The sequence below is a fragment of the Streptomyces sp. NPDC031426 genome, from assembly GCF_055581585.1.
In genome coordinates this window covers 364,628-384,045 of sequence record NZ_JBVIJE010000009.1, presented here as the reverse complement: position 1 = coordinate 384,045, position 19,418 = coordinate 364,628, and the positions used below count along the sequence as shown (strand labels likewise).

General features: G+C 70.8%; 20 protein-coding genes. 9 read left to right on the top strand and 11 right to left on the bottom strand.

Features of this window, described 5'->3' with window-relative positions:
- Nucleotides 1-423: 423 nt before the first annotated feature.
- Nucleotides 424-1,074 (bottom strand): DNA-3-methyladenine glycosylase, encoded by a 651-nt coding sequence (locus tag ACZ5NH_RS21690; RefSeq protein ID WP_388634773.1) that lies wholly within the window; start codon nucleotides 1,072-1,074, stop codon nucleotides 424-426.
- 99 nt (nucleotides 1,075-1,173) lie between these two features.
- Here ACZ5NH_RS21690 and ACZ5NH_RS21685 point away from each other — a divergent pair, with 99 nt between their 5' ends.
- The 3 genes from ACZ5NH_RS21685 to ACZ5NH_RS21675 all read left to right on the top strand — a co-directional run bounded on the left by ACZ5NH_RS21685 (nucleotide 1,174) and on the right by ACZ5NH_RS21675 (nucleotide 3,216).
- A complete protein-coding gene (locus ACZ5NH_RS21685; protein WP_388634775.1) occupies nucleotides 1,174-1,956 on the top strand; it encodes a sporulation protein in 783 nt (260 codons plus the stop codon).
- Between the two features lie 45 nt (nucleotides 1,957-2,001).
- Nucleotides 2,002-2,541: a YbhB/YbcL family Raf kinase inhibitor-like protein gene (locus ACZ5NH_RS21680; protein WP_451004296.1), complete on the top strand. Its 540-nt coding sequence runs from the start codon at nucleotides 2,002-2,004 to the stop codon at nucleotides 2,539-2,541.
- Nucleotides 2,542-2,709: 168 nt separating this feature from the next.
- On the top strand, nucleotides 2,710-3,216 hold the full coding sequence (locus ACZ5NH_RS21675) for an HNH endonuclease (protein ID WP_356310418.1): 507 nt from the start codon (nucleotides 2,710-2,712) through the stop codon (nucleotides 3,214-3,216).
- A 115-nt stretch (nucleotides 3,217-3,331) separates the two neighbouring features.
- On the opposite strand, the gene ACZ5NH_RS21670 is transcribed toward ACZ5NH_RS21675, so the two are convergent.
- The 3 genes from ACZ5NH_RS21670 to ACZ5NH_RS21660 all read right to left on the bottom strand — a co-directional run bounded on the left by ACZ5NH_RS21670 (nucleotide 3,332) and on the right by ACZ5NH_RS21660 (nucleotide 5,739).
- Nucleotides 3,332-4,300, bottom strand: coding sequence for an SPFH domain-containing protein (locus ACZ5NH_RS21670; protein ID WP_055710140.1), 969 nt, complete (start codon nucleotides 4,298-4,300; stop codon nucleotides 3,332-3,334).
- Nucleotides 4,301-4,411: 111 nt separating this feature from the next.
- Entirely contained in the window at nucleotides 4,412-4,843 is a 432-nt protein-coding gene (locus ACZ5NH_RS21665; protein ID WP_388634781.1) for an NfeD family protein, read from the bottom strand.
- A 104-nt stretch (nucleotides 4,844-4,947) separates the two neighbouring features.
- The gene (locus ACZ5NH_RS21660; RefSeq protein WP_208901649.1) at nucleotides 4,948-5,739 is read right to left on the bottom strand and encodes an ABC transporter ATP-binding protein; all 792 of its coding nucleotides are present in this window, start codon (nucleotides 5,737-5,739) and stop codon (nucleotides 4,948-4,950) included.
- Between the two features lie 150 nt (nucleotides 5,740-5,889).
- Here ACZ5NH_RS21660 and ACZ5NH_RS21655 point away from each other — a divergent pair, with 150 nt between their 5' ends.
- On the top strand, nucleotides 5,890-6,678 hold the full coding sequence (locus ACZ5NH_RS21655; RefSeq protein WP_468777392.1) for a hypothetical protein: 789 nt from the start codon (nucleotides 5,890-5,892) through the stop codon (nucleotides 6,676-6,678).
- A gap of 87 nt (nucleotides 6,679-6,765) precedes the next feature.
- Here the strand turns inward: ACZ5NH_RS21655 and ACZ5NH_RS21650 are convergent, their stop codons facing one another.
- The 3 genes from ACZ5NH_RS21650 to ACZ5NH_RS21640 all read right to left on the bottom strand — a co-directional run bounded on the left by ACZ5NH_RS21650 (nucleotide 6,766) and on the right by ACZ5NH_RS21640 (nucleotide 8,961).
- Nucleotides 6,766-7,011, bottom strand: a complete 246-nt coding sequence (locus ACZ5NH_RS21650; protein WP_388634785.1) for a chaplin — start codon at nucleotides 7,009-7,011, stop codon at nucleotides 6,766-6,768.
- Between the two features lie 170 nt (nucleotides 7,012-7,181).
- Nucleotides 7,182-7,823, bottom strand: coding sequence for a response regulator (locus ACZ5NH_RS21645; protein ID WP_388634787.1), 642 nt, complete (start codon nucleotides 7,821-7,823; stop codon nucleotides 7,182-7,184).
- Nucleotides 7,816-8,961: a GAF domain-containing sensor histidine kinase gene (locus ACZ5NH_RS21640; protein WP_468777390.1), complete on the bottom strand. Its 1,146-nt coding sequence runs from the start codon at nucleotides 8,959-8,961 to the stop codon at nucleotides 7,816-7,818. The genes ACZ5NH_RS21645 and ACZ5NH_RS21640 overlap by 8 nt, the downstream gene beginning before the upstream one ends.
- Nucleotides 8,962-9,189: 228 nt before the next feature.
- Between ACZ5NH_RS21640 and ACZ5NH_RS21635 the strand changes: the two genes are divergently transcribed.
- The 3 genes from ACZ5NH_RS21635 to ACZ5NH_RS21625 all read left to right on the top strand — a co-directional run bounded on the left by ACZ5NH_RS21635 (nucleotide 9,190) and on the right by ACZ5NH_RS21625 (nucleotide 12,057).
- Nucleotides 9,190-9,885, top strand: coding sequence for an SDR family NAD(P)-dependent oxidoreductase (locus ACZ5NH_RS21635; protein ID WP_468777388.1), 696 nt, complete (start codon nucleotides 9,190-9,192; stop codon nucleotides 9,883-9,885).
- Nucleotides 9,882-11,000 carry an S-adenosylmethionine:tRNA ribosyltransferase-isomerase gene (locus ACZ5NH_RS21630; protein WP_468777387.1) on the top strand — a complete coding sequence of 373 codons (1,119 nt, stop codon included), beginning with the start codon at nucleotides 9,882-9,884 and terminating at the stop codon, nucleotides 10,998-11,000. The genes ACZ5NH_RS21635 and ACZ5NH_RS21630 overlap by 4 nt, the downstream gene beginning before the upstream one ends.
- Nucleotides 11,001-11,301: 301 nt before the next feature.
- Nucleotides 11,302-12,057 carry a transglycosylase SLT domain-containing protein gene (locus ACZ5NH_RS21625; protein WP_468777385.1) on the top strand — a complete coding sequence of 252 codons (756 nt, stop codon included), beginning with the start codon at nucleotides 11,302-11,304 and terminating at the stop codon, nucleotides 12,055-12,057.
- An 83-nt stretch (nucleotides 12,058-12,140) separates the two neighbouring features.
- Here ACZ5NH_RS21625 and ACZ5NH_RS21620 read toward each other — a convergent pair whose 3' ends face one another.
- A complete protein-coding gene (locus ACZ5NH_RS21620; protein ID WP_468777384.1) occupies nucleotides 12,141-14,732 on the bottom strand; it encodes an ABC transporter ATP-binding protein/permease in 2,592 nt (863 codons plus the stop codon).
- 241 nt (nucleotides 14,733-14,973) lie between these two features.
- On the opposite strand from ACZ5NH_RS21620, the gene ACZ5NH_RS21615 reads away from it, so the two are divergent.
- The gene (locus tag ACZ5NH_RS21615) at nucleotides 14,974-16,776 is read left to right on the top strand and encodes a streptophobe family protein (protein WP_468777382.1); all 1,803 of its coding nucleotides are present in this window, start codon (nucleotides 14,974-14,976) and stop codon (nucleotides 16,774-16,776) included.
- A gap of 208 nt (nucleotides 16,777-16,984) precedes the next feature.
- Nucleotides 16,985-18,208 carry a phosphoserine phosphatase SerB gene (serB, locus tag ACZ5NH_RS21610; protein WP_388634801.1) on the top strand — a complete coding sequence of 408 codons (1,224 nt, stop codon included), beginning with the start codon at nucleotides 16,985-16,987 and terminating at the stop codon, nucleotides 18,206-18,208.
- Nucleotides 18,209-18,272: 64 nt separating this feature from the next.
- Here the strand turns inward: serB and ACZ5NH_RS21605 are convergent, their stop codons facing one another.
- The 3 genes from ACZ5NH_RS21605 to ACZ5NH_RS21595 all read right to left on the bottom strand — a co-directional run bounded on the left by ACZ5NH_RS21605 (nucleotide 18,273) and on the right by ACZ5NH_RS21595 (nucleotide 19,379).
- Nucleotides 18,273-18,791, bottom strand: a complete 519-nt coding sequence (locus ACZ5NH_RS21605; protein ID WP_388634803.1) for a SixA phosphatase family protein — start codon at nucleotides 18,789-18,791, stop codon at nucleotides 18,273-18,275.
- 78 nt (nucleotides 18,792-18,869) lie between these two features.
- The gene (locus ACZ5NH_RS21600; protein WP_468777381.1) at nucleotides 18,870-19,076 is read right to left on the bottom strand and encodes a hypothetical protein; all 207 of its coding nucleotides are present in this window, start codon (nucleotides 19,074-19,076) and stop codon (nucleotides 18,870-18,872) included.
- A 183-nt stretch (nucleotides 19,077-19,259) separates the two neighbouring features.
- Complete coding sequence (locus ACZ5NH_RS21595) at nucleotides 19,260-19,379, bottom strand: SGM_5486 family transporter-associated protein (RefSeq protein WP_279617406.1); 120 nt, start codon at nucleotides 19,377-19,379, stop codon at nucleotides 19,260-19,262.
- Nucleotides 19,380-19,418 lie beyond the last annotated feature (39 nt).

The window sequence follows — 19,418 nt, the reverse complement described above, 5'->3', positions numbered from 1 at the left end:
AACCTCGTCCCAGCAGATGCTGGAGACGGGGTATCAACTAATCTGGCGTTGATTTTTGGCACGCTGTTGAGTTCTCAAGGAACGGTCGCTTCCTTTGTACTCACCCTCTCGGGCTTTCCTCCGGGCGCTTCCCTTCGATGTTTCCGACTCTATCAGATCTTTTCTCGATCCGATTCCCTGTCGGCGGGATGTCTTCGGGGTTTTCGGCTTTCGCCGTCCGCCCTTTCGACATTCACTACGTTAGCTCATTCTCTCGGCGACTCATAATCGAGTCTCGCGAGTTCGAATTCGGGCACGCGGGCGCGCCAAAACCGACCCCGCTGAGGGGATGTAGCTAAGTAGTGGGTTGGCCGCTCCGGCTGCAGGCGATCACCGTACCCGGTTCAGCGGCTCGGGATACGTTACGCACCTTCGTGGGGCGCGTCAACTTCGGCGCCGCCTCGGGACGTGGGCCCGATAGGGGCTCACCGTCGGGTCGTCCGCCACCCAGAAACGCCAGGGATGGATGTCGCCGTTCCCGCCTTCGCCGGCGACTCCGGTGCGGGGGCCGCTTCGTACCTGGTCAGCGGCTACCGGCGTACCGGTGAGCATCCGCAGCGGGGTCTCGCCGGAGGCGCACGCGTCCGTGCCGTCCAGGGCGCGGTCGACTTCCAGGGCCGTCGCCAAGCGGGCCGGGCCCTTGGCCAGTTCCTTGTCGTTCCGGGCCGAAACTCGCCGTTTGCGGGCCAGCTCCACGCCGTCGACGACCTCACCGGCGCGGAGCAGTACGGCGCTCGCCCGGCCCTCGGGACCGCAGACGAGGTTCATGCAGTGCCACATGCCGTAGGTGAAGTAGACGTACACGTGTCCGGGGGGACCGAACATCACCTCGTTCCGGGCGGTACGGCCACGGTAGGCGTGTGAGCCGGGATCGTTCGGGCCGTCGTACGCCTCGACCTCCGTGAGGCGGACGGCGATCGGGCCGTCCGGGGTCGTACGCACCAGGATGCGGCCGAGGAGGTCCGGCGCCACCTCCAGGACCGGGCGGTCGAAGAACTCTCTGGGCAGTGGCGTACGGTCCGGGGGCGCGATCATGCCGTCCGAGGGTAATGCAGACGGGAGATCGCGCCGGCGGAACCGCTCGGGGGCGGATGGCGTTTGTAGGGTCGAGGTTCCTTCGTAAAGGGAGAGTCAATGGCGTTCAAGAAGCTGCTCGCGAGCCTCGGGGCCGGCGGGGCCTCGGTCGAGACGGTGCTGACCGAGGTCAATGTGGTGCCGGGCGGTGTCGTCCAGGGTGAGGTGCGGATCCAGGGCGGATCCGTGAACCAGGACATCGAGGGGCTGTCGGTCGGTCTGCAGGCCAAGGTCGAGGTGGAGAGCGGCGACCAGGAGTACAAGCAGGACATCGAGTTCACCAAGGTGCGGCTCGGTGGTGCCTTCGAGTTGCAGGCGGGTGCGGTGCACGCGGTGCCGTTCGGTCTGGAGATCCCCTGGGAGACGCCGGTCACGATGATCGACGGGCAGGCGCTGCGCGGGATGCACATCGGGGTGACAACCGAGCTGGCCATCGCCCGGGCCGTGGACTCCGGCGACCTGGACCCGATCAACGTCCACCCGTTGCCGGCGCAGAAGGCCATCCTGGACGCCTTCATCCAGCTGGGCTTCCGCTTCAAGAACGCGGACATGGAGCGCGGTCATATCCGGGGCACGCGGCAGACGCTGCCCTTCTACCAGGAGATCGAGTTCCACCCGCCGTCCCAGTACCGGGGTCTGAACCAGGTCGAGCTGAGCTTCGTGGCCGACGAGCACGCGATGGACGTCGTGCTGGAGATGGACAAGAAGCCGGGTCTGTTCAGCGAGGGTTCGGACACCTACCGGTCCTTCCAGGTGGGTCTGAACGACTGGATGGGGACCGACTGGGCGGCTTATCTGAACCAGTGGCTGTCCGAGGTCGGCAGCAAGCGCAACTGGTTCTAGGCTCGGGGACTGCTGGTTCCAGATCATCGATCAGGAGGTACCGAGGTGACCGAGCTCAAGCGGCGGCCGCTCCCCCATGACTTCCATCCCCCCGTGCCGTCGTTCACGGTCACGAGCGCGGACATCGAGGAGGGTGCGACGCTCAAGAGCGACCAGGTGCACGCGGAGGGCAACACCTCGCCGCATCTGCGCTGGGAGGGTTTCCCCGCGGAGACCAAGAGCTTCGCCGTCACGTGCTACGACCCTGACGCGCCGACCGGAAGCGGGTTCTGGCACTGGGTCCTGTTCGACATCCCGGCCTCCGTGACGGAGCTGCCGGCGGGTGCGGGCGGCGGCAAGTTCGAGGGCCTGCCCGAGGGCGCGGTGCATGTGCGCAACGACTACGGGACGAAGGACTTCGGTGGCGCCGCGCCGCCGCCCGGGGACGGGCCGCACCGGTACGTCTTCACGGTGTACGCGGTGGACCAGGAGAAGCTCGGTCCGGATGCCGACGTCTCTCCGGCCGTCGTCGGCTTCAATCTGCGGTTCCACACGCTCGCCCGTGCCCAGCTCATCGGTGAGTACGAGAACCCCGCACAGGGCTGACCGCACCGCACGGATTCAGCCGAGCGTTCATTGAACGTTTGCCCGCCTCCGGTCTTGGAAGTGATCGGAGGCGGGCATTTTTTATTGCGTTGTCCATCTCGGCGCGCCCGTCCAGAGTTGATCCAAGCCCGCCGGGGGGTGGGCAGATGCGCACGGGAGGTGGGCTGGATGCGGGACACGCTGGTACTGAACGCGAGCTTTGAGCCGCTGTCGACGGTGACGTTGAATCGAGCCGTCGTTCTGGTGCTCCAGGACAAGGCCGTCGTCGAGCAGGCCCATCCCGAACTGCGCATGCGTGGGGCCGATGTGGACATACCCGCGCCCCGGGTGATCAGGCTGTGCAGGTATGTACGGGTGCCGTTCCGAAGACAAGCCCCGTGGTCGAGGCGTGGGGTGCTGGTCCGGGACCGGCACCGGTGCGCGTACTGCGGGCGCAGGGCGACGACCGTGGACCATGTGGTGCCGCGGGCGCAGGGTGGGCAGGACACATGGCTGAATACGGTTGCCGCGTGTGCGGAGGACAATCATCGGAAGGCCAACCGGACTCCTGAGGAGGCCGGTATGGCTTTGCTGCGTCAGCCTTTTGAGCCGACTCCAGCGGACGCGATGCTTCTGGCTCTGGGCGCCGAGGAGTTCGAGGCTCTGCCGGACTGGTTGGCTCGGGATGCCGCCTGACCAGTCGCCGTAGGAGCTTGTGACATACGCCGGCTACCGGTGGTCCCTGGTTTCTCGCGCAGTTCCCCGCGCCCGTGAAGGGCGCGGGAGGAACCCGGCGTTCACATGGACGCCCTCAGTCGATGCTCGGCTTCTCCCGGCGCTCCGTGCCCGGGCCGTTGTTCTGTGCGGGGACGTTGGCTCCGCCGTTGCCCTGGCCGCCGCCGCCCAGGGGGCCGAAGTTGCCCATCGCGCCGGAGAGGCCCTTGAGGGCGTCGCCGATTTCGCTGGGGACGATCCATAGTTTGTTGGCGTCGCCCTCGGCGATCTTCGGGAGCATCTGCAGGTACTGGTAGGACAGGAGCTTCTGGTCCGGGTCGCCGGCGTGGATGGCCTCGAAGACCGTACGGACCGCCTGGGCCTCGCCCTCGGCGCGCAGGGCCGCGGCCTTGGCCTCACCCTCGGCGCGCAGGATCTGGGATTGCTTCTCGCCCTCCGCGGTGAGGATGGCGGCCTGGCGCGTACCTTCGGCGGTGAGGATCGCGGCGCGCTTGTCACGGTCGGCGCGCATCTGCTTCTCCATCGAGTCCTGGATGGAGGTGGGCGGTTCGATGGCCTTCAGTTCCACGCGGTTGACGCGGATGCCCCATTTGCCCGTGGCCTCGTCGAGGACGCCGCGCAGGGCGGCGTTGATCTCCTCGCGGGAGGTCAGGGTGCGTTCGAGGTCCATGCCGCCGATGATGTTGCGGAGTGTGGTGACCGTCAGCTGCTCGATGGCCTGGATGTAGCTGGCGACCTCGTAGGTGGCCGCGCGGGCGTCGGTCACCTGGTAGTAGATGACCGTGTCGATGTTGACCACCAGGTTGTCCTGGGTGATCACCGGCTGCGGCGGGAAGGGGACGACCTGTTCGCGCAGGTCGATGCGGTTGCGGATGGTGTCGATGAACGGGACCACGATGTTCAGGCCCGCGTTCAGGGTGCGTGTGTAGCGGCCGAAGCGCTCGACGATGGCGGCGCTGGCCTGTGGGATGACCTGGATGGTCTTGATCAGGGCGATGAAGACCAACACCACCAGAATGACCAGGACGATGATGACCGGTTCCATCGTGTTCCCCGTACCCCTCTCCGCCTCGGCGCCTTCGGCAGATCTCGTGGTTGTAGAAGATCTTGCTGGTCGAGTCTGACAGACCATCGCCCAACTCGTGGGCATGATGCCTCAGATGACGATGGCGGTGGCCCCTTCGATCTCCACGACGTCCACCTCCTGGCCCACTTCGTAGGCGCGGGCGGTGTCGAGGGCGCGGGCCGACCAGATCTCCCCCGCAAGCTTGATGCGGCCTCCGGAGCCGTCGACGCGCTCCAGGACGACCGCCTGCTTGCCCTTCAGGGCGTCGACTCCGGTGGCGAGTCGGGGGAGTTGTCTGCTGTGCCGGGCCGCGATGGGGCGGACGACGGCAATGAGCGCGACGGAGACGACGACGAACACGAGGACCTGGATCACGGCGTCCAGACCGAGGCCCGCGGCGACGGCGGCCGCGATGGCTCCCACCGCGAGCATGCCGAACTCCGGCATGGCGGTGACCACGAGCGGGATTCCGAGCGCCGCCGCGCCGACGAGCCACCACACCCATGCGTCGATGTCGTTCACACGGTCATGGTAGGGCCGGGGTCGGGCGGCGGACAGGGCGCGAAAGGGACCGGGGCGGGCTCGGGAAGGCCTCGGCAGGGGCTCGGGGGGCCTCGGACGAAGGGTCAGGACAGGGGCAGGCCCTGAGCCGTCCAGCGGTCGCCGACCTGCTCGACGACGAGCGGGAGGCCGAAGCAGAGGGAGAGGTTGCGGGAGCTGAGTTCGAGCTCGATCGGGCCGGCGGCGAGGACCTTGCCCTGGCGGATCATCAGGACGTGGGTGAAGCCGGGGGCGATCTCCTCGACGTGGTGCGTGACCATGATCATCGAAGGGGCGATGGGGTCGCGGGCGAGCCGGCCGAGGCGGCGGACCAGGTCCTCGCGGCCGCCGAGGTCGAGGCCGGCGGCGGGCTCGTCCAGCAGGAGCAGCTCGGGGTCGGTCATCAGGGCGCGGGCGATCAGGGTGCGCTTGCGCTCACCCTCGGAGAGGGTGCCGAAGCGGCGGTCGAGGTAGTCGCTCATGCCGAGGCGGTCGAGGAAGGCGCGGGCGCGCTGCTCGTCGACCTCGTCGTACTCCTCCTGCCAGTGGGCGGTCATGCCGTACGCGGCCGTCAGTACCGTCTCCAGGACGGTCTGGCGCTTGGGGAGCTTCTCGGCCATGGCGATGCCGGCCACGCCGATGCGGGGGCGCAGCTCGAAGACGTCGACCTTGCCGAGGGTGTCGCCGAGGATGGTTGCGGTGCCCTTGCTGGGGAACAGGTAGCTGGAGGCGACGTTCAGGAGGGTGGTCTTGCCGGCGCCGTTGGGTCCGAGGATGACCCAGCGCTCGCCCTCCTTCACCGACCAGGAGACCTGGTCCACCAGAGCCCGGCCCTCGCGGACCACGGATACGTCCTGAAGCTCCAGAACATCGCTCATGAGCGCGTTGTCTCCCCTTGCAGTGTGGCCGGTCTCGGCTGCCGCGTACGCCTGTGGCTCGGTCCGCCGCGCCTGTGGGCGCAGCCCCTATGAAATCTACGCCACGAGTGCCCCGCTCCATTCCATCGGTCCGGTCCTTAGGGTGGGAGCATGCTCACGGAACCGCGTTCAGGACGCCTCGCCGCTTGGGGAAATGCCCTTTTGGCCGGACTTGTCTCTCCGGATGACGCCGCGCTCGCCATCGTGGGCGAGGACACCGTGCACCGGGTGGAGGGGCTGCCCGGGGAGTCCGCGCAGGTCGGGCTCACGCTGGCCCTGGGGCGGCTGCGGACGCTGGGGGCTACCGGGCTGCGGGTCGCGCTGCCGGCGCCGGGGCATCCGCTGGGGCTGAGCGGTCCGCCCGAGTTCAATGCGCGGGCGCTGGAGGCCGAGGAGGCGGTGGTCTGCTACGGCACCGCGTTCGGGCTGGTGCCTGAGGTGTACGAGGCCGGGCCGGAGGGTGATGTGCATGCTGAGGTGATCTGGCAGGTGCTGCCGGTGCGGGAGGCGCCGCCCGCCGATGTGCCGTCGCTGGGCGAGGCCGAGCGGGAGCTGGCGGAGGCGCTGCGCGAGGCGACCGAGGTGCTGTCGAAGCTGGACGTCGCCGGGGCGGGTCCGGTGGCGGAGGCGGCGATCGACGCGTACCGGGCGCGGGCCGAGCGCGGCCGGGAGGTGCTGGCGCCGGGGTATCCGCCGCGTGCGGTACGGGTGCTGGAGCTGGCGCAGCGGGTCGCGCTGCTGGTGTCGCTGGCGTACGGCAACGGGCACGGTGGTGCGGTCAGTTCCAGCGAGATGGCGGCGCGTGCGGAGGCGTTGCGGCCCGTCGAGCGGACGGCGAGGCGAGCGCAGGTGGCGGCGTACAACTCGATCGTGGAGGAGCGGGAGCGGGGAGCCCGGTAACCGGGTTGTGGGGGCGCCGGCACCGAACCGCACATGGCAGGCCCCCCGGCGGGCACCGGGAGGCCTGTGGTCGGTGTCGGCCGGACCTCAGTGGTTGAGGCCGAGGTTGCCGAAGGCCGGGTTCAGCACGCCGATGACGCTCACGCTGTTGCCGACCGCGTTCACCGGGACGTGCACCGGGACCTGGACGACGTTGCCCGAAACGACGCCCGGGGAGCAGTGGGCCTCGCCGCCGGCCCAGCTGCCGGTCGTGGCGGAGGCCATGCCCGCTCCGGCGGCCACGAGGCCACCGGCCACCATCGTCACGGCCGCGGCCTTCTTCAGGTTCTTCACTTTCAACCCCTCCTAGCGGTCACCGCGGCGGTTCGCCGCGGCACGCACTGGAGAACGGCGGAGATCGCCGGAGGATGCGCCATCCAGGTGACATTCCCACGACGGTATGAATCTCGGTCCGGAGCGGAACCCTCCGTGTTGCCGTGGGCCAACGCCCCGGGCATGGCGTTTCAGCCGGTCACCCCGTGTCGCACGGCCCACAGCGCGGCCTGGGTGCGGTCCGCGAGATCGAGTTTCATCAGGATGTTGGAGACATGCGTCTTGACGGTCTTCTCGGACAGGACGAGGGCGCGGGCGATCTCGCGGTTGGAGCGGCCGTCCGCGATCAGGCCGAGCACCTCGCGCTCCCGGTCGGTTAGCGAACCGCCTCTGCTCTGGCCGGAGTTGGCCTCCTCCTGGGTGAGCAGGGCGCCGGCCACCTCGGGCTGGAGCAGGATGTGGCCGGCGTGCACGGAGCGGATGGCGCCGGCGAGGGCGTCGGGGTCCACGTCCTTGTAGACGTATCCGGCGGCGCCCGCGCGCAGGGCCGGTACGACCGTGCGCTGTTCGGTGAAGCTGGTGACGATGAGCACGCGCGCGGGGTTGTCGAGTTCGCGCAGCCGGCGCAGGGCCTCGACGCCGTCCATGCCCGGCATCTTGACGTCCATCAGGACGACGTCCGGGCGCAGTTCTTCGGCCCGGGCGACTCCCTCGGCGCCGTCGGCGGCCTCGCCGACGACCTCGATGTCGTCCTGCACCTCCAGGAAGGTGCGCAGGCCCCGGCGGACGACCTGGTGGTCGTCGACGAGCAGCACTCTGATCGCGTCAGCCACCGGGGACCTCCATCTCTATCGTGGTGCCCTTGCCGGACACCGACTCCACGGTCAGCGTGCCGCCGACCCCGCTCGCGCGGTCACGCATCGAGACCAGGCCCAGGTGGCGTCCGGCACGGCGGACGGCCTTCGGGTCGAAGCCGCTGCCGTCGTCGGTGACGCGCAGCACGGCTCCGCTGCCGCGCCGCTGCACGCTCACGTCGACGTGTGCGGCGCCGGAGTGGCGCAGTGCGTTGTGCAGGGCTTCCTGGGCGACCCTGAGCAGGGCTTCCTCCTGGGCGGCGGGCAGCGCGCGGAAGCCGTTGCCGGTGAAGGTCACGCGCGCGGTGTGGGCGCGGTCGAGGACCTGGGTCTGGGTGCGCAGGGTGGCGACGAGGCCGTCCTCGTCCAGGGCGGCGGGCCGCAACTCCACGACGGCGGCGCGCAGTTCGTCGGCGGCCTCGGCGGCGAGCATGGCGACCTGGTGGAGTTCGCCCTTGGCGCGGGCGGGGTCGCGGTCGACGAGGGCGGCCGCGGCCTGGGCGGTCAGGCGCAGGGAGAAGAGCTTCTGGCTGACCGCGTCGTGCAGTTCATGGGCGAGGCGGGAGCGTTCCTCGGCGATGGTGAGTTCGCGGCTGCGTTCGTAGAGCCGGGCGTTGGTGAGGGCGATGGCGGCGTGCTGGGCGAGGATGGAGAGCAGTTCCTGGTCCTCTTCCGTGAAGCCGCAGCTTCCTTCCGGCTTGGGGCAGTTCTTGTTGGCGAGGAAGAGCGCGCCGATGACCTCGTCGCCGTCGCGGATGGGCAGGCCGAGGAAGTCGGCCAGGTCCGGGTGCGCGGTCGGCCAGCCCTCGAAGCGGGGGTCCTGGCGCACGTCGGCGAGGCGCTCGGCCTTCGCCTCGCGCAGCATCGCGGCGAGGATGCCGTGCTGGCGAGGGAGCGGCCCGATGGCACGCCACTGCTCGTCGCTGACGCCGTCGACGACGAACTGGGCGAAGCCGCCGTGGTCGTCGGGGACGCCGAGGGCGGCGTACTGGGCGTCCAGCAGCTCGCGGGCGGAGGCGACGATCGTCTTGAGGACGTCGCGCACCTCCAGATGCCTGCTCATGGCCAGCAGCGCGGCACTGACCGCGGCGAGGCCGGACCGGGGGCCTTGACTCATGCCCTCACGGTACCGGCGGGGTCCGACAAGCGGATCGGACCTGTGGCGGCGGGGCCCGGTCCGCTGGTCCTAGGGCGGCCGGTCTAGGTCCCGGGGCCCCGGACGTGCGGTGTACGTCGAAGGGCCCCCGCGGTGTGCGGCCCGCGTCCGAGGCGGCCGGGACGGCGCCGTTCCTACGGTGTGGTCACCGCTCGGCGAAGGGCGGTGAGCGACGAGGGGACGGTAGTCATGCCGGTTGCGATCATCACGGGGGCTTCGAAGGGCCTGGGGCGGGCGCTCGCAGCGGCGCTGGCCGCGCGAGGCTGGGATCTGGTGCTGGACGCCCGGGGCGCCGAGGCCCTCAAGGAGGCGGCGGAGAGCGTCGCCGGGCAGGGCACGCGCGTGGCGGCGCTGGCCGGGGATGTGACGGATGCCGGGCACCGGGCCGCGCTGGTGGCGGCCGCGCGCCGGCTGGGCGGGGTCGATCTGCTGGTCAGCAATGCGAGCGCGCTGGGTGCGGAGCCGCTGGTACGGCTGGCCGAGCTGCCCCTGGAGGGGCTGCGGCGGGCGCTGGAGGTGAATGTCGTCGCCGCGCTCGGCCTGGTCCGTGCGGCGCTGCCGCTGCTGCGGGAGTCGCCGACCGGGACGGTGGTCGCGGTCAGCTCGGACGCGGCGGCCGAGGCGTACGCGACCTGGGGCGGCTACGGCGCCTCGAAGGCGGCCCTGGACCAGTTGGCGGCGGTGCTGGGCGTGGAGGAGCCCGGCCTGCGGGTGTGGTCGGTGGATCCCGGGGACATGGCGACGGAACTGTACGTGGCGGCCGTACCCGGTGACGACGGTCCGCGTCCGGCGCCGGCCACGGTCGTACCGGCGTTCCTGCGCCTGCTGGACGAGCGGCCGGCCAGCGGGAGGTACGCGGCGCCGGCCCTGCTGGAGCGGCGATGAGGACCGGCATGGGGGTCCCCCCGCTCGAGCGGAGTCGGGAGTGGGGGAGGGTGCCGGAGGAGCTGTCCGCGCGCGTGCCCGCCGAGCAGCGGGGTCCGGGGCTGGGCCGGGACGCCGTACGGCTGCTGGTGTCGCGCGGTACAGAGGTGACCCATCACGTGTTCCCGGAGCTGCCGCTGCTGCTGCGGGCCGGGGACCTGCTGGTGGTGAACACCTCGCCCACGCTGGCCGCGGCGGTGGACGGGCGGGTCGGGCACGCGCGCGTGGTGGTGCATTTCTCCACGCGCGGGGACGACGGCCGGTGGGCGGTCGAGCTGCGGGAACCGGACGGGCGGGGTACCACGCGCGCGCGTACGGGCACGCGTGCGGATACGGAGGTGGTGCTGCCGGGAGCGGGGCGGCTGGTGCTCCAGGAGCCGCTGAGCCCGCGCGGGCAGCGGCTGTGGTGGGCCCGGGCGGACGTGGACGTCCTCGGGATGCTGCGCGTGCACGGGCGGCCGATTCGCTACTCCTATACAAAGGGGGAGCAGCCGCTGTCGGCGTACCAGACGGTGTTCGCGCTGCCGTCGCCGGACGGATCGGGCAGTGCGGAGATGCCGAGTGCGGCGCGCCCCTTCACCGCGGCCCTGGTGGCGGAGCTGGTGAGCCGGGGTGTGCGGTTCGCGCCGATCACGCTGCACACGGGGGTGGCGTCGGCGGAGGCGCACGAGCCGCCGTATCCGGAGCGGTTCTCGGTGCCGGAGGCCTCGGCGCGACTGATCAACGCCGTGCGGGCGGGCGACGGCAGGGTGATCGCCGTGGGTACGACCGCCGTGCGGGCCGTGGAGTCGGCGGCGGGGACGGACGGGGTGGTGCGGGCGGCCGAGGGATGGACGGAGCTGGTCGTGACGCCCGAGCGCGGGGTGCGGGTGGTGGACGGGCTGCTGACCGGGCTGCACGAGCCCGAGGCCTCGCATCTGCTGATGCTGGAGGCGGTCGCGGGGCGGGCCGCGGTCGACCGTGCCTACGAGGAGGCGCTCCGGGGGCGCTACCTGTGGCACGAGTTCGGCGACGTACATCTCATCCTCCCGACGGAGAGGCCTCACACAGAGCATTGCGATGGCAACTCCCGGTGAGACTCATCCGTCTCCGATGTGAGCCCGCACATAGGGTCCACGTCACGTACGAACGGACATAGGAGATAAAGCATCCCCGTATGAACGGGACAGACGGCCCAGTCTGTCCCGTTTTGCCGTTCTGCGATCCACTAAGCAGGATCGTACGTCACATCTTTGCCAGGGAATTTTGCGCCAGCTAAGAATTGCTCTCGTCGCTCAGCGCCGTGGGTCACCGGCCCGCGGCGTTCGTGTGGGAGGAGCCGATTCCCCCGGCGGACGCAGGAGCGACCTCCGCGCTATCGAAGAGGTCCATCAAGCCATGCCCAAGAACATCCTCAACCGTGCTCATAGTGCCCTGACCAAGCAGCACAAGCTCGCCATCGCCGGCGTCGCCGCTCTCGGCACCGCCGCCATCGCCGCCTCGGCCGTCCCGAGCAGCGCCGACACCGTCACCACCGGCGCCCCGGCCACGGCCGCCCAGGTCGCCACCAGCAAGACGCTGAAGAACGTCAAGGGCACGGTCACCGACCAGCTCGCCCCCGAGACGGTCAAGCTCGACACGCTCGCCGCGCAGAAGAAGGCCGCCGACGAGGCCGCCGCCGCCAAGCAGCGCGCCGAGGCCGCGAAGAAGGCCGCCGCGCAGCAGGCCGCCGCCGACGCCGCCAAGAAGGCCGCGCAGGACCGTGCCGCCAAGGACGCCGCCAGCCGCTCCGCCCAGCGGATCGACATGCAGCCGGTCGCCGCGAAGACGTACGCCAACAACCTCGACGGCTGGATCCGTCAGGCGCTGGACATCATGAAGCAGCACGGCATCCCGGGCTCCTACAGCGGTCTGCACCGCAACATCATCCGTGAGTCCTCGGGTAACCCGATGGCCATCAACAACTGGGACATCAACGCCCAGAACGGCATCCCGTCCAAGGGTCTGCTCCAGGTCATCGACCCGACCTTCCGCGCGTACCACGTGTCCGGCACCTCGTGGAACATCTACGACCCGGTCGCCAACATCACGGCCGCCTGCAACTACGCGGCGCACCGGTACGGCTCGATGGACAACGTCAACAGCGCGTACTGAGGTCTGGCGCGGACCTCTGACACGTGACGCCGAAGGGCGGCACCCCCTCGCGGGGTGCCGCCCTTCGCGTCGTACCGGCACGGTTACTTGCGCATGACCTCCGGCTCATGGCGACGCAGGAAGCGGGCCACGAGGAAGCCGCAGACCACGCCGAGCGCGATCAGCGCGACCATGTCCAGCGTCCAGGCCCCGGCCGTGTGGTTCCACAGCGGATCGGTGTTGCCGGGGTCGTCGGCGTTCGGGGCGATGTTGTTGAAGTCCAGCGTGGCACCGGCCGCGGCCACCGCCCAGCGCGACGGCATCAGATACGAGAACTCGTTGACGCCGAGCGTCCCGTGCAGGGTGAACAGGCAGCCGGTGAAGACGACCTGGATGATCGCGAACATCACGAGCAGCGGCATGGTCTTCTCGGCGGTCTTCACCAGCGAGGAGATCACCAGGCCGACCATCATCGAGGTGAAGCCGAGCGCCATGATCGGCACGCACAGCTCGAACAGGGTGGAACCGCCGAGCACGACACCCTGGTCCGGGATCTCACGGCTGGAGAAGCCGATCACACCGACCATCAGGCCCTGCAGCACCGTGACGGCGCCGAGCACGACCACCTTGGACATCAGGTACGCCGACCGGGACAGGCCGGTCGCGCGCTCCCGCTCGTAGATCACCCGTTCCTTGATCAGCTCGCGCACGGAGTTCGCGGCGCCCGCGAAGCACGCGCCGACCGCGAGGATCAGCAGCACGGTGGTGGCGGTGCCGTTGGGGATGTGCGTGCCGGTCCTCGGGTTGATCGCCGCGTTGACCAGCAGGCCCCTCTTGTGGTCGATCAGCAGGCTGACCGCGCCGAGCACCGCCGGCAGGATCACCGTCAGCGCCAGGAAACCCTTGTCGGACACGATGACCGACACATAGCGCCGGACCAGGGTCATCAGCTGCGAACCCCAGCCCTGAGGCTTGGGCGGCTTCATGGCCTGCGGCGGAGGCATGTGTACGGCCTGCGGGGCGACCGAGTCCACGTCCGCGGCGTACATCTGGTAGTGCTGCGAGCCCTTCCAGCGGCCCGCCCAGTCGTAGTCGCGGTAGTTCTCGAAGGCGGAGAAGACATCGGCCCAGCTGTCGTAGCCGAAGAAGTTCAGCGCCTCCTCCGGCGGGCCGAAGTAGGCGACCGCGCCGCCCGGCGCCATCACCAGCAGCTTGTCGCACAGCGCCAGCTCGGCCACCGAGTGGGTGACCACGAGGACCGTACGGCCGTCGTCGGCGAGGCCGCGCAGCAGCTGCATGACATCGCGGTCCATGCCCGGGTCGAGACCCGAGGTCGGCTCGTCCAGGAAGATCAGCGACGGCTTGGTGAGCAGCTCCAGGGCCACCGAGACACGCTTGCGCTGGCCACCGGAGAGCGAGGTGACCTTCTTGTCCTTGTGGATGTCGAGCTTGAGCTCGCGCAGCACCTCGTCGATGCGGGCCTCGCGCTCGGCGGCGGTGGTGTCGGCCGGGAAGCGCAGCTTGGCCGCGTACTTCAGGGCCTTCTTGACGGTCAGCTCCTTGTGCAGGATGTCGTCCTGCGGGACCAGACCGATGCGCTGGCGCAGCTCGGCGAACTGCTTGTACAGGTTGCGGTTGTCGTACAGGACCTCGCCCTGGTTGGCGGGCCGGTAGCCGGTGAGCGCCTTGAGCAGGGTCGACTTGCCGGAGCCGGACGGGCCGATGACCGCGATCAGGGACTTCTCCGGCACGCCGAAGGAGACGTCCTTCAGGATCTGCTTGCCGCCGTCGACCGTGACGGTCAGATGGCGCGCGGAGAAGGAGACCTCGCCGGTGTCGACGAACTCCTCGAGCCGGTCGCCGACGATCCGGAAGGTGGAGTGGCCGACGCCGACGATGTCGGCCGGACCCAACTGCACCGAGCCGCCCTTGGGGATCGGCTGGCCGTTGACGTAGGTGCCGTTGTGCGAGCCGAGGTCGCGGATCTCCAGCCGGCCGTCGGGCGTGGCGTGGAACTCGGCGTGGTGCCGGGAGACCTGGAGGTCGGAAACGACCAGGTCGTTCTCCAGGGCACGGCCGATGCGCATCACCCGGCCGACGGCGAACTGGTGGAACGTGGTCGGGCTGCGGTCGCCGTAGACCGGCGGCGCCCCCGCGCCATCACCGGGCGTCTTCTGCGCGTACTGGTCCGCGGGCCCGGCCTGCTGCTGCGGGAACGCGGGCGCCTGCTGCTGCCAGCCCTGCTGTGGAGCCTGTGCTCCCGCGGCAGCCTGGTGTGGTACGGCCTGCTGCGGGGCCTGTGCCTGCGGCTGCGCGGCCTGTTGCGAGGCGGGGGCCTGCTGGGCCCAGCCCGGCGCTCCGGCGCCCTGCGCGGCGTACGGCGCCGGCTGCTGCCGACCGGCCGTGGCGCCCGACAGGTTCAGCCGCGGTCCGTCGGTCGCGTTGCCGAGGTGCAGCGACGCGCCCGGCCCGATCTCCATCTGCTGGATCCGCCGGCCCTGCACGAACGTGCCGTTGGTGCTGCCATGGTCCTCGATGACCCAACTGCGGCCGTCGAAGCTGACCGTGGCGTGCCGCCAGGACACCCTGGCGTCGTCGAAGACGATGTCACCCTGCGGATCGCGGCCGAGGGTGTAGGGCCTGGACGGGTCCAACGTCCAGGTCCGTCCGTTTGATTCCAGTACGAGTTCCGGCACTCCATGCCCCACTGAGTTGTCCCCCGAATTACCCCCGTCACAGGGAGTCTAGGGATGTCGAACATCGGGGGGAACTATTTCAGGCCCGGCCCGCTGACCGAAACCCGGGCCTTGTCGACGGGCGCCCGCGCACGCTTCAACTCGCCCCGTTGACGGGGTTGAAACCGGGCCGGAGAGTGGTAATCCCGGCGAGGGGGACAAGCGCGGCTCCGGTGCCGCGCCGCGGATCGGGGGGTCTGCCATGAGGTCTGCCACGAGCACCGAGACCGCGCCGCGTGCCACGTCGGTGCCCTGGAAGGACGTCCTGCTGTCCGCGATCGCCGCGGTGAGCTGGGCGTTGATCGGTATGGCGGGCACGGCCGCGCTCGGCCTGCACCTGCTGAAGGCGGACGCGGCCGGCTCACTCGGCACCATGACGGCGGCAGTTGTGGCGCTGGGGGTGGGTGGCTCGGTCACGTCGTCGGGCGATGTGTCCGCCTTCGGACTGAAGGGCGCCGCGGCCCACGCTGCCATCGAGATCACGCCACTCGGGGTGAGCCTGGCCGGTGCCCTGCTGCTGTCGTGGTTCTTCCTACGGTCCTTGCGCAGGGCCGGAGTTGTCGTCGCGCCCGCCGAACTCCTCGCCCGCGCGGGCACGGTGGTCGCGCTCTTCGTCGCGCTGCTGGGCGGTCTCGCCTGGGCGGGTCACGACGTCGTCACCATCGACGGCGGCTCGCTCGGGCTGGACAAGCTGCCGGGCACGGGCGGCGACGGAGGCGGCGGACTGAGCATCCCCGGCCTCGGCGACGTGAGCGGACTGCTGCCGGGCCGGATCGGTGACCTCGTCCATGCCAGGGCCGCGGTCGGCTTCACCGTGGACACGACGGCCACGCTGCTCGGCGGCGCGCTCTGGTGTGCCGGCGTCCTGCTGCTCGCCCTGCTCGCCTCCCGCCGCGCTCCCCTGCCACCGGGCTGGTCCGCCGTGCACCGGGTGGTACGGCCGGCGGTCTCGGCGCTCGTCACCGTGCTGCTGGTGGCCGTGGCGGCGGGGCTCGCGGCGGCGGCGTACGCGGCGATCGGCGACGACCATCCCGGGCAGATCGCCGGTGCGGCCCTGCTCGGCGCGCCGAACGGGGTCTGGCTCGGCCTGCCCCTCGGTCTGTTCGTCCCCTGGGACGGCCACGCCTCCGGCGTCCTCGGCAGGTCCCTCCCCCGCCCGCTGGACCAGCTCCTCGGAGCGCACACCGATCAGCCCGTGACACTGGGCCGGCTGGCCGACCTGGACGGCCGGGTGTGGCTGCTGGCCCTGGCCGCGGCCCTGGCGATGCTGCTGGCCGGCGTCCTGACGGCGGTCCGCACGCCGGTGGTGCGGCAGGCCGACAGCGCCCTGGGTTTCGCCGCGCGGTGCGGACTGCGCCTGGGCATCACCACCGCCCTCGCCCTGCCCCTGCTCGCCTGGCTGACGGGCGTGTCCGTCGCCTCGTCCCTGTCCGTGCTCGGCTTCGACGCCTTCGACGCCGGCCTCGAACTGCACGGCCGCCTCGGCATGGCCCTGCTCCTCGGCGCGGCGTGGGGCGCGGGCGCCGGGGCGATCGGCGCCCTGACGGCCTGGGCGACGGGGGCGGCGGGGGGACGGGCGGTTTGGGCGGCTCGGGCGGCTCGCGGGGTGCCGGGGGGCGTGGCGGTCGGGGGTGACCGTGGTGGCGGGCGCGGGGGCGCCGGTGGTTCCGGACGCGGCGACGGTGTCGGGCCGTATGCGCCGAGCGCGCCGTACCGTCCGCCGAACCCGGACACGAATCCGTATCTCCAGGTGCCGGAGGACCTTCAGGTGCCGCGGGACCTGCGCGAGGAGGCGCCGGGTGCCGGGCCGGGGCCCGCCGGGGACGACATGTACGGCGCTCCGACCATCGCCCGCCCGCTCGGCTCCGCTCCCCCGCCGCCCCGGCGCCGTCCCCCGGCCCGGCGGGGTGAGCGCTCGCAGGGCTCCGACGGCACCGAATGGCCACCGCCGCCCCCTCCACCGCCGCCCCCGGCACCTCCGGGGAAGCCGAAGGGCCGGGGGTGAGTCGGCCGGGGGCGTGCACAAGCGCACGTCCTGCCCGCCGGGGCATCTCGTGGCACAGTCGTGGTGGGGCCGGGGGCCGCCGTGTGCGGGCCGGGCGGCGTCTCCCGGTGGCAAGATCCCTGACACCGGCGCGACATCCATTGTTCCGTGTCCGTCAGTCGGACCTCGACGGCGGACGGCACTGGGTGCCGGATACGGTGGTGACACCATGAGCGCTTCGCAGACCTCCGCTGAACAGACCCCCGAGGTCCCCACCCTCCTCGTCAAGATCTTCGGCAAGGACCGGCCGGGCATCACGGCGGGTCTCTTCGACACCCTCGCCGCCTATCTCGTCGACGTGGTCGACATCGAGCAGGTCGTCACCCGGGGCCGCCTGGTGCTGTGCGCGCTGGTGACGCAGCCGCCGGCCGGCCTGGAGGGCGATCTGAGGGCCACCGTGCACAGCTGGGCCGAGTCGATGAAGATGCAGGCGGAGATCATCTCGGGGCACGGCGACAACCGGCCCCGCGGCCTCGGGCGTTCGCTGGTGACCGTCCTCGGCCATCCGCTGACCGCCGAGTCGACGGCCGCCATCGCCGACCGGATCGCGAAGGCCGGAGGCAACATCGACCGCATCTTCCGGCTCGCCAAGTACCCGGTGACGGCAGTGGAGTTCGCGGTCTCCGGCGTGGAGACCGAGCCGCTGCGCACGGCCCTGGTCACGGACGCGGCGGCACTGGGTGTCGATGTCGCGGTCGTCGCTGCGGGCCTGCACCGGCGCGCTCAGCGCCTGGTGGTCATGGACGTGGACTCCACGCTGATCCAGGACGAGGTCATCGAGCTGTTCGCGGCGCACGCCGGCTGCGAGGACAAGGTCGCCGAGGTCACGGCGGCGGCGATGCGCGGGGAGCTGGACTTCGAGCAGTCGCTGCACGCGCGCGTGGCGCTGCTGCGGGGGCTGGACGCCTCCGTGGTGGAGAAGGTGCGCAACGAGGTACGGCTGACGCCGGGCGCCCGCACCCTGATCCGCACGCTGAAGCGGCTCGGCTACCAGGTCGGGGTCGTCTCCGGTGGCTTCACCCAGGTCACGGACGATCTGAAGGAACGGTTGGGCCTGGATTTCGCACAGGCCAACACGCTGGAGATCGTCGACGGCAAGCTCACCGGCCGGGTCACCGGCGAGATCGTGGACCGCGCGGGCAAGGCCCGGCTGCTGCGCCGGTTCGCCGCGGAGGCCGGGGTGCCGCTGTCGCAGACGGTGGCGATCGGCGACGGCGCCAACGACCTGGACATGCTGAACGCGGCCGGTCTGGGCGTCGCCTTCAACGCCAAGCCGGTGGTCCGCGAGGCCGCGCACACGGCGGTGAACTTCCCCTTCCTCGACACGGTCCTGTATCTGCTGGGCGTCACCCGGGAAGAGGTCGAGGCGGCCGACACGCACGACGAGGGCTGAGCAGGCCTGAGATGCGCGAGGGCCCGGTACCGCACAGGTGCCGGGCCCTCGCCGCATGGGTGGGTCACTCCTCGGGCGCCCAGTAGTCCGTGAGCGTGGCCACGCCCGGCTCCAGGCTCTTCCAGGGGCCGTCGAAGGACAGCAGCGCGAAACCGGCGGCCGGGAAGCCGCGGCGGTTCATCCGGTCGCGGGCGTCGCCCTCGGCGGTGCCGGACAGGATGTCGGCCAGGCCGTGGACGCCCGGGTTGTGGCCGATCAGGATCACGTTCCGCACGTCGTCCGGAGTCTCGTTCAGCACGGCGATCAGTTCGCCGGGCGAGGCCTCGTAGACCCGCTCCTCGTAGACGGTCTTCGGCCGGTGCGCCAGTTCGTGGACGGCGAGCTTCCAGGTCTCGCGGGTCCGGTTGGCGGTGGAGCACAGGGCGAGATCGAAGGTGATGCCGGTGTCGGCCAGCTTGCGTCCGGCGACCGCGGCGTCCTTGCGGCCCCGCTCGGCGAGCGGGCGCTCATGGTCGGACACCTGGGGCCAGTCGGCTTTCGCATGCCGGAGGAGGACGATACTGCGAGGTTCTGCGGCGCTCATGTGACCCAGCTTCGCATGAAACAGGCCATGCGGCGCAGGGAGTTGACATGCGGATTCATCGCGTACGGAGGCTCCTGGTCAGCGCGTCAGGAGCTGGTGGGCGCGCTCGAAGAGGTGCGTGATCGCCGGGTCGCCGCTCGCCGCGCGGGCGTCCGACGGGTTCAGTATCAGCGCCAGCAGTGCGATGAAGGCGAGCGCGGGGAGGGCGAGGGCCCACCAGGGCAGCCGGATGTCGACGCCGCCCGTGGTCGCCGGGTGGGGCCGGGAGTGGGTGCGGGCCGACATGATCGCCTCCGTGGGTCTTCGAGCGGGTCCGTGACCGGGTCGTGCGGTCACATCTCGAAGCTACGGAATCCGGGGCGGCCAACCCATCCGGACTTCCACCCAGTTGACCCTGACCCTTTCCCCCTAGGGGATGGTGGAGCTAACCCCACCATCCGCCCGAAGACGCGGGCCGGGACGCGGCCGTCACGGGGAGGCGAGGGTCGCGATGACGGCGATGATCACGAAGATGGCGAAGAACGAGCCGAAGACGATCAGCATCTTCTTCTGGCCGTTCTGCGGGTTCGGGTCGAGCACAGGCTGCATGCGCCCAGTCTCGCACCCTCCGCTCCGCGGGGGTCGGCC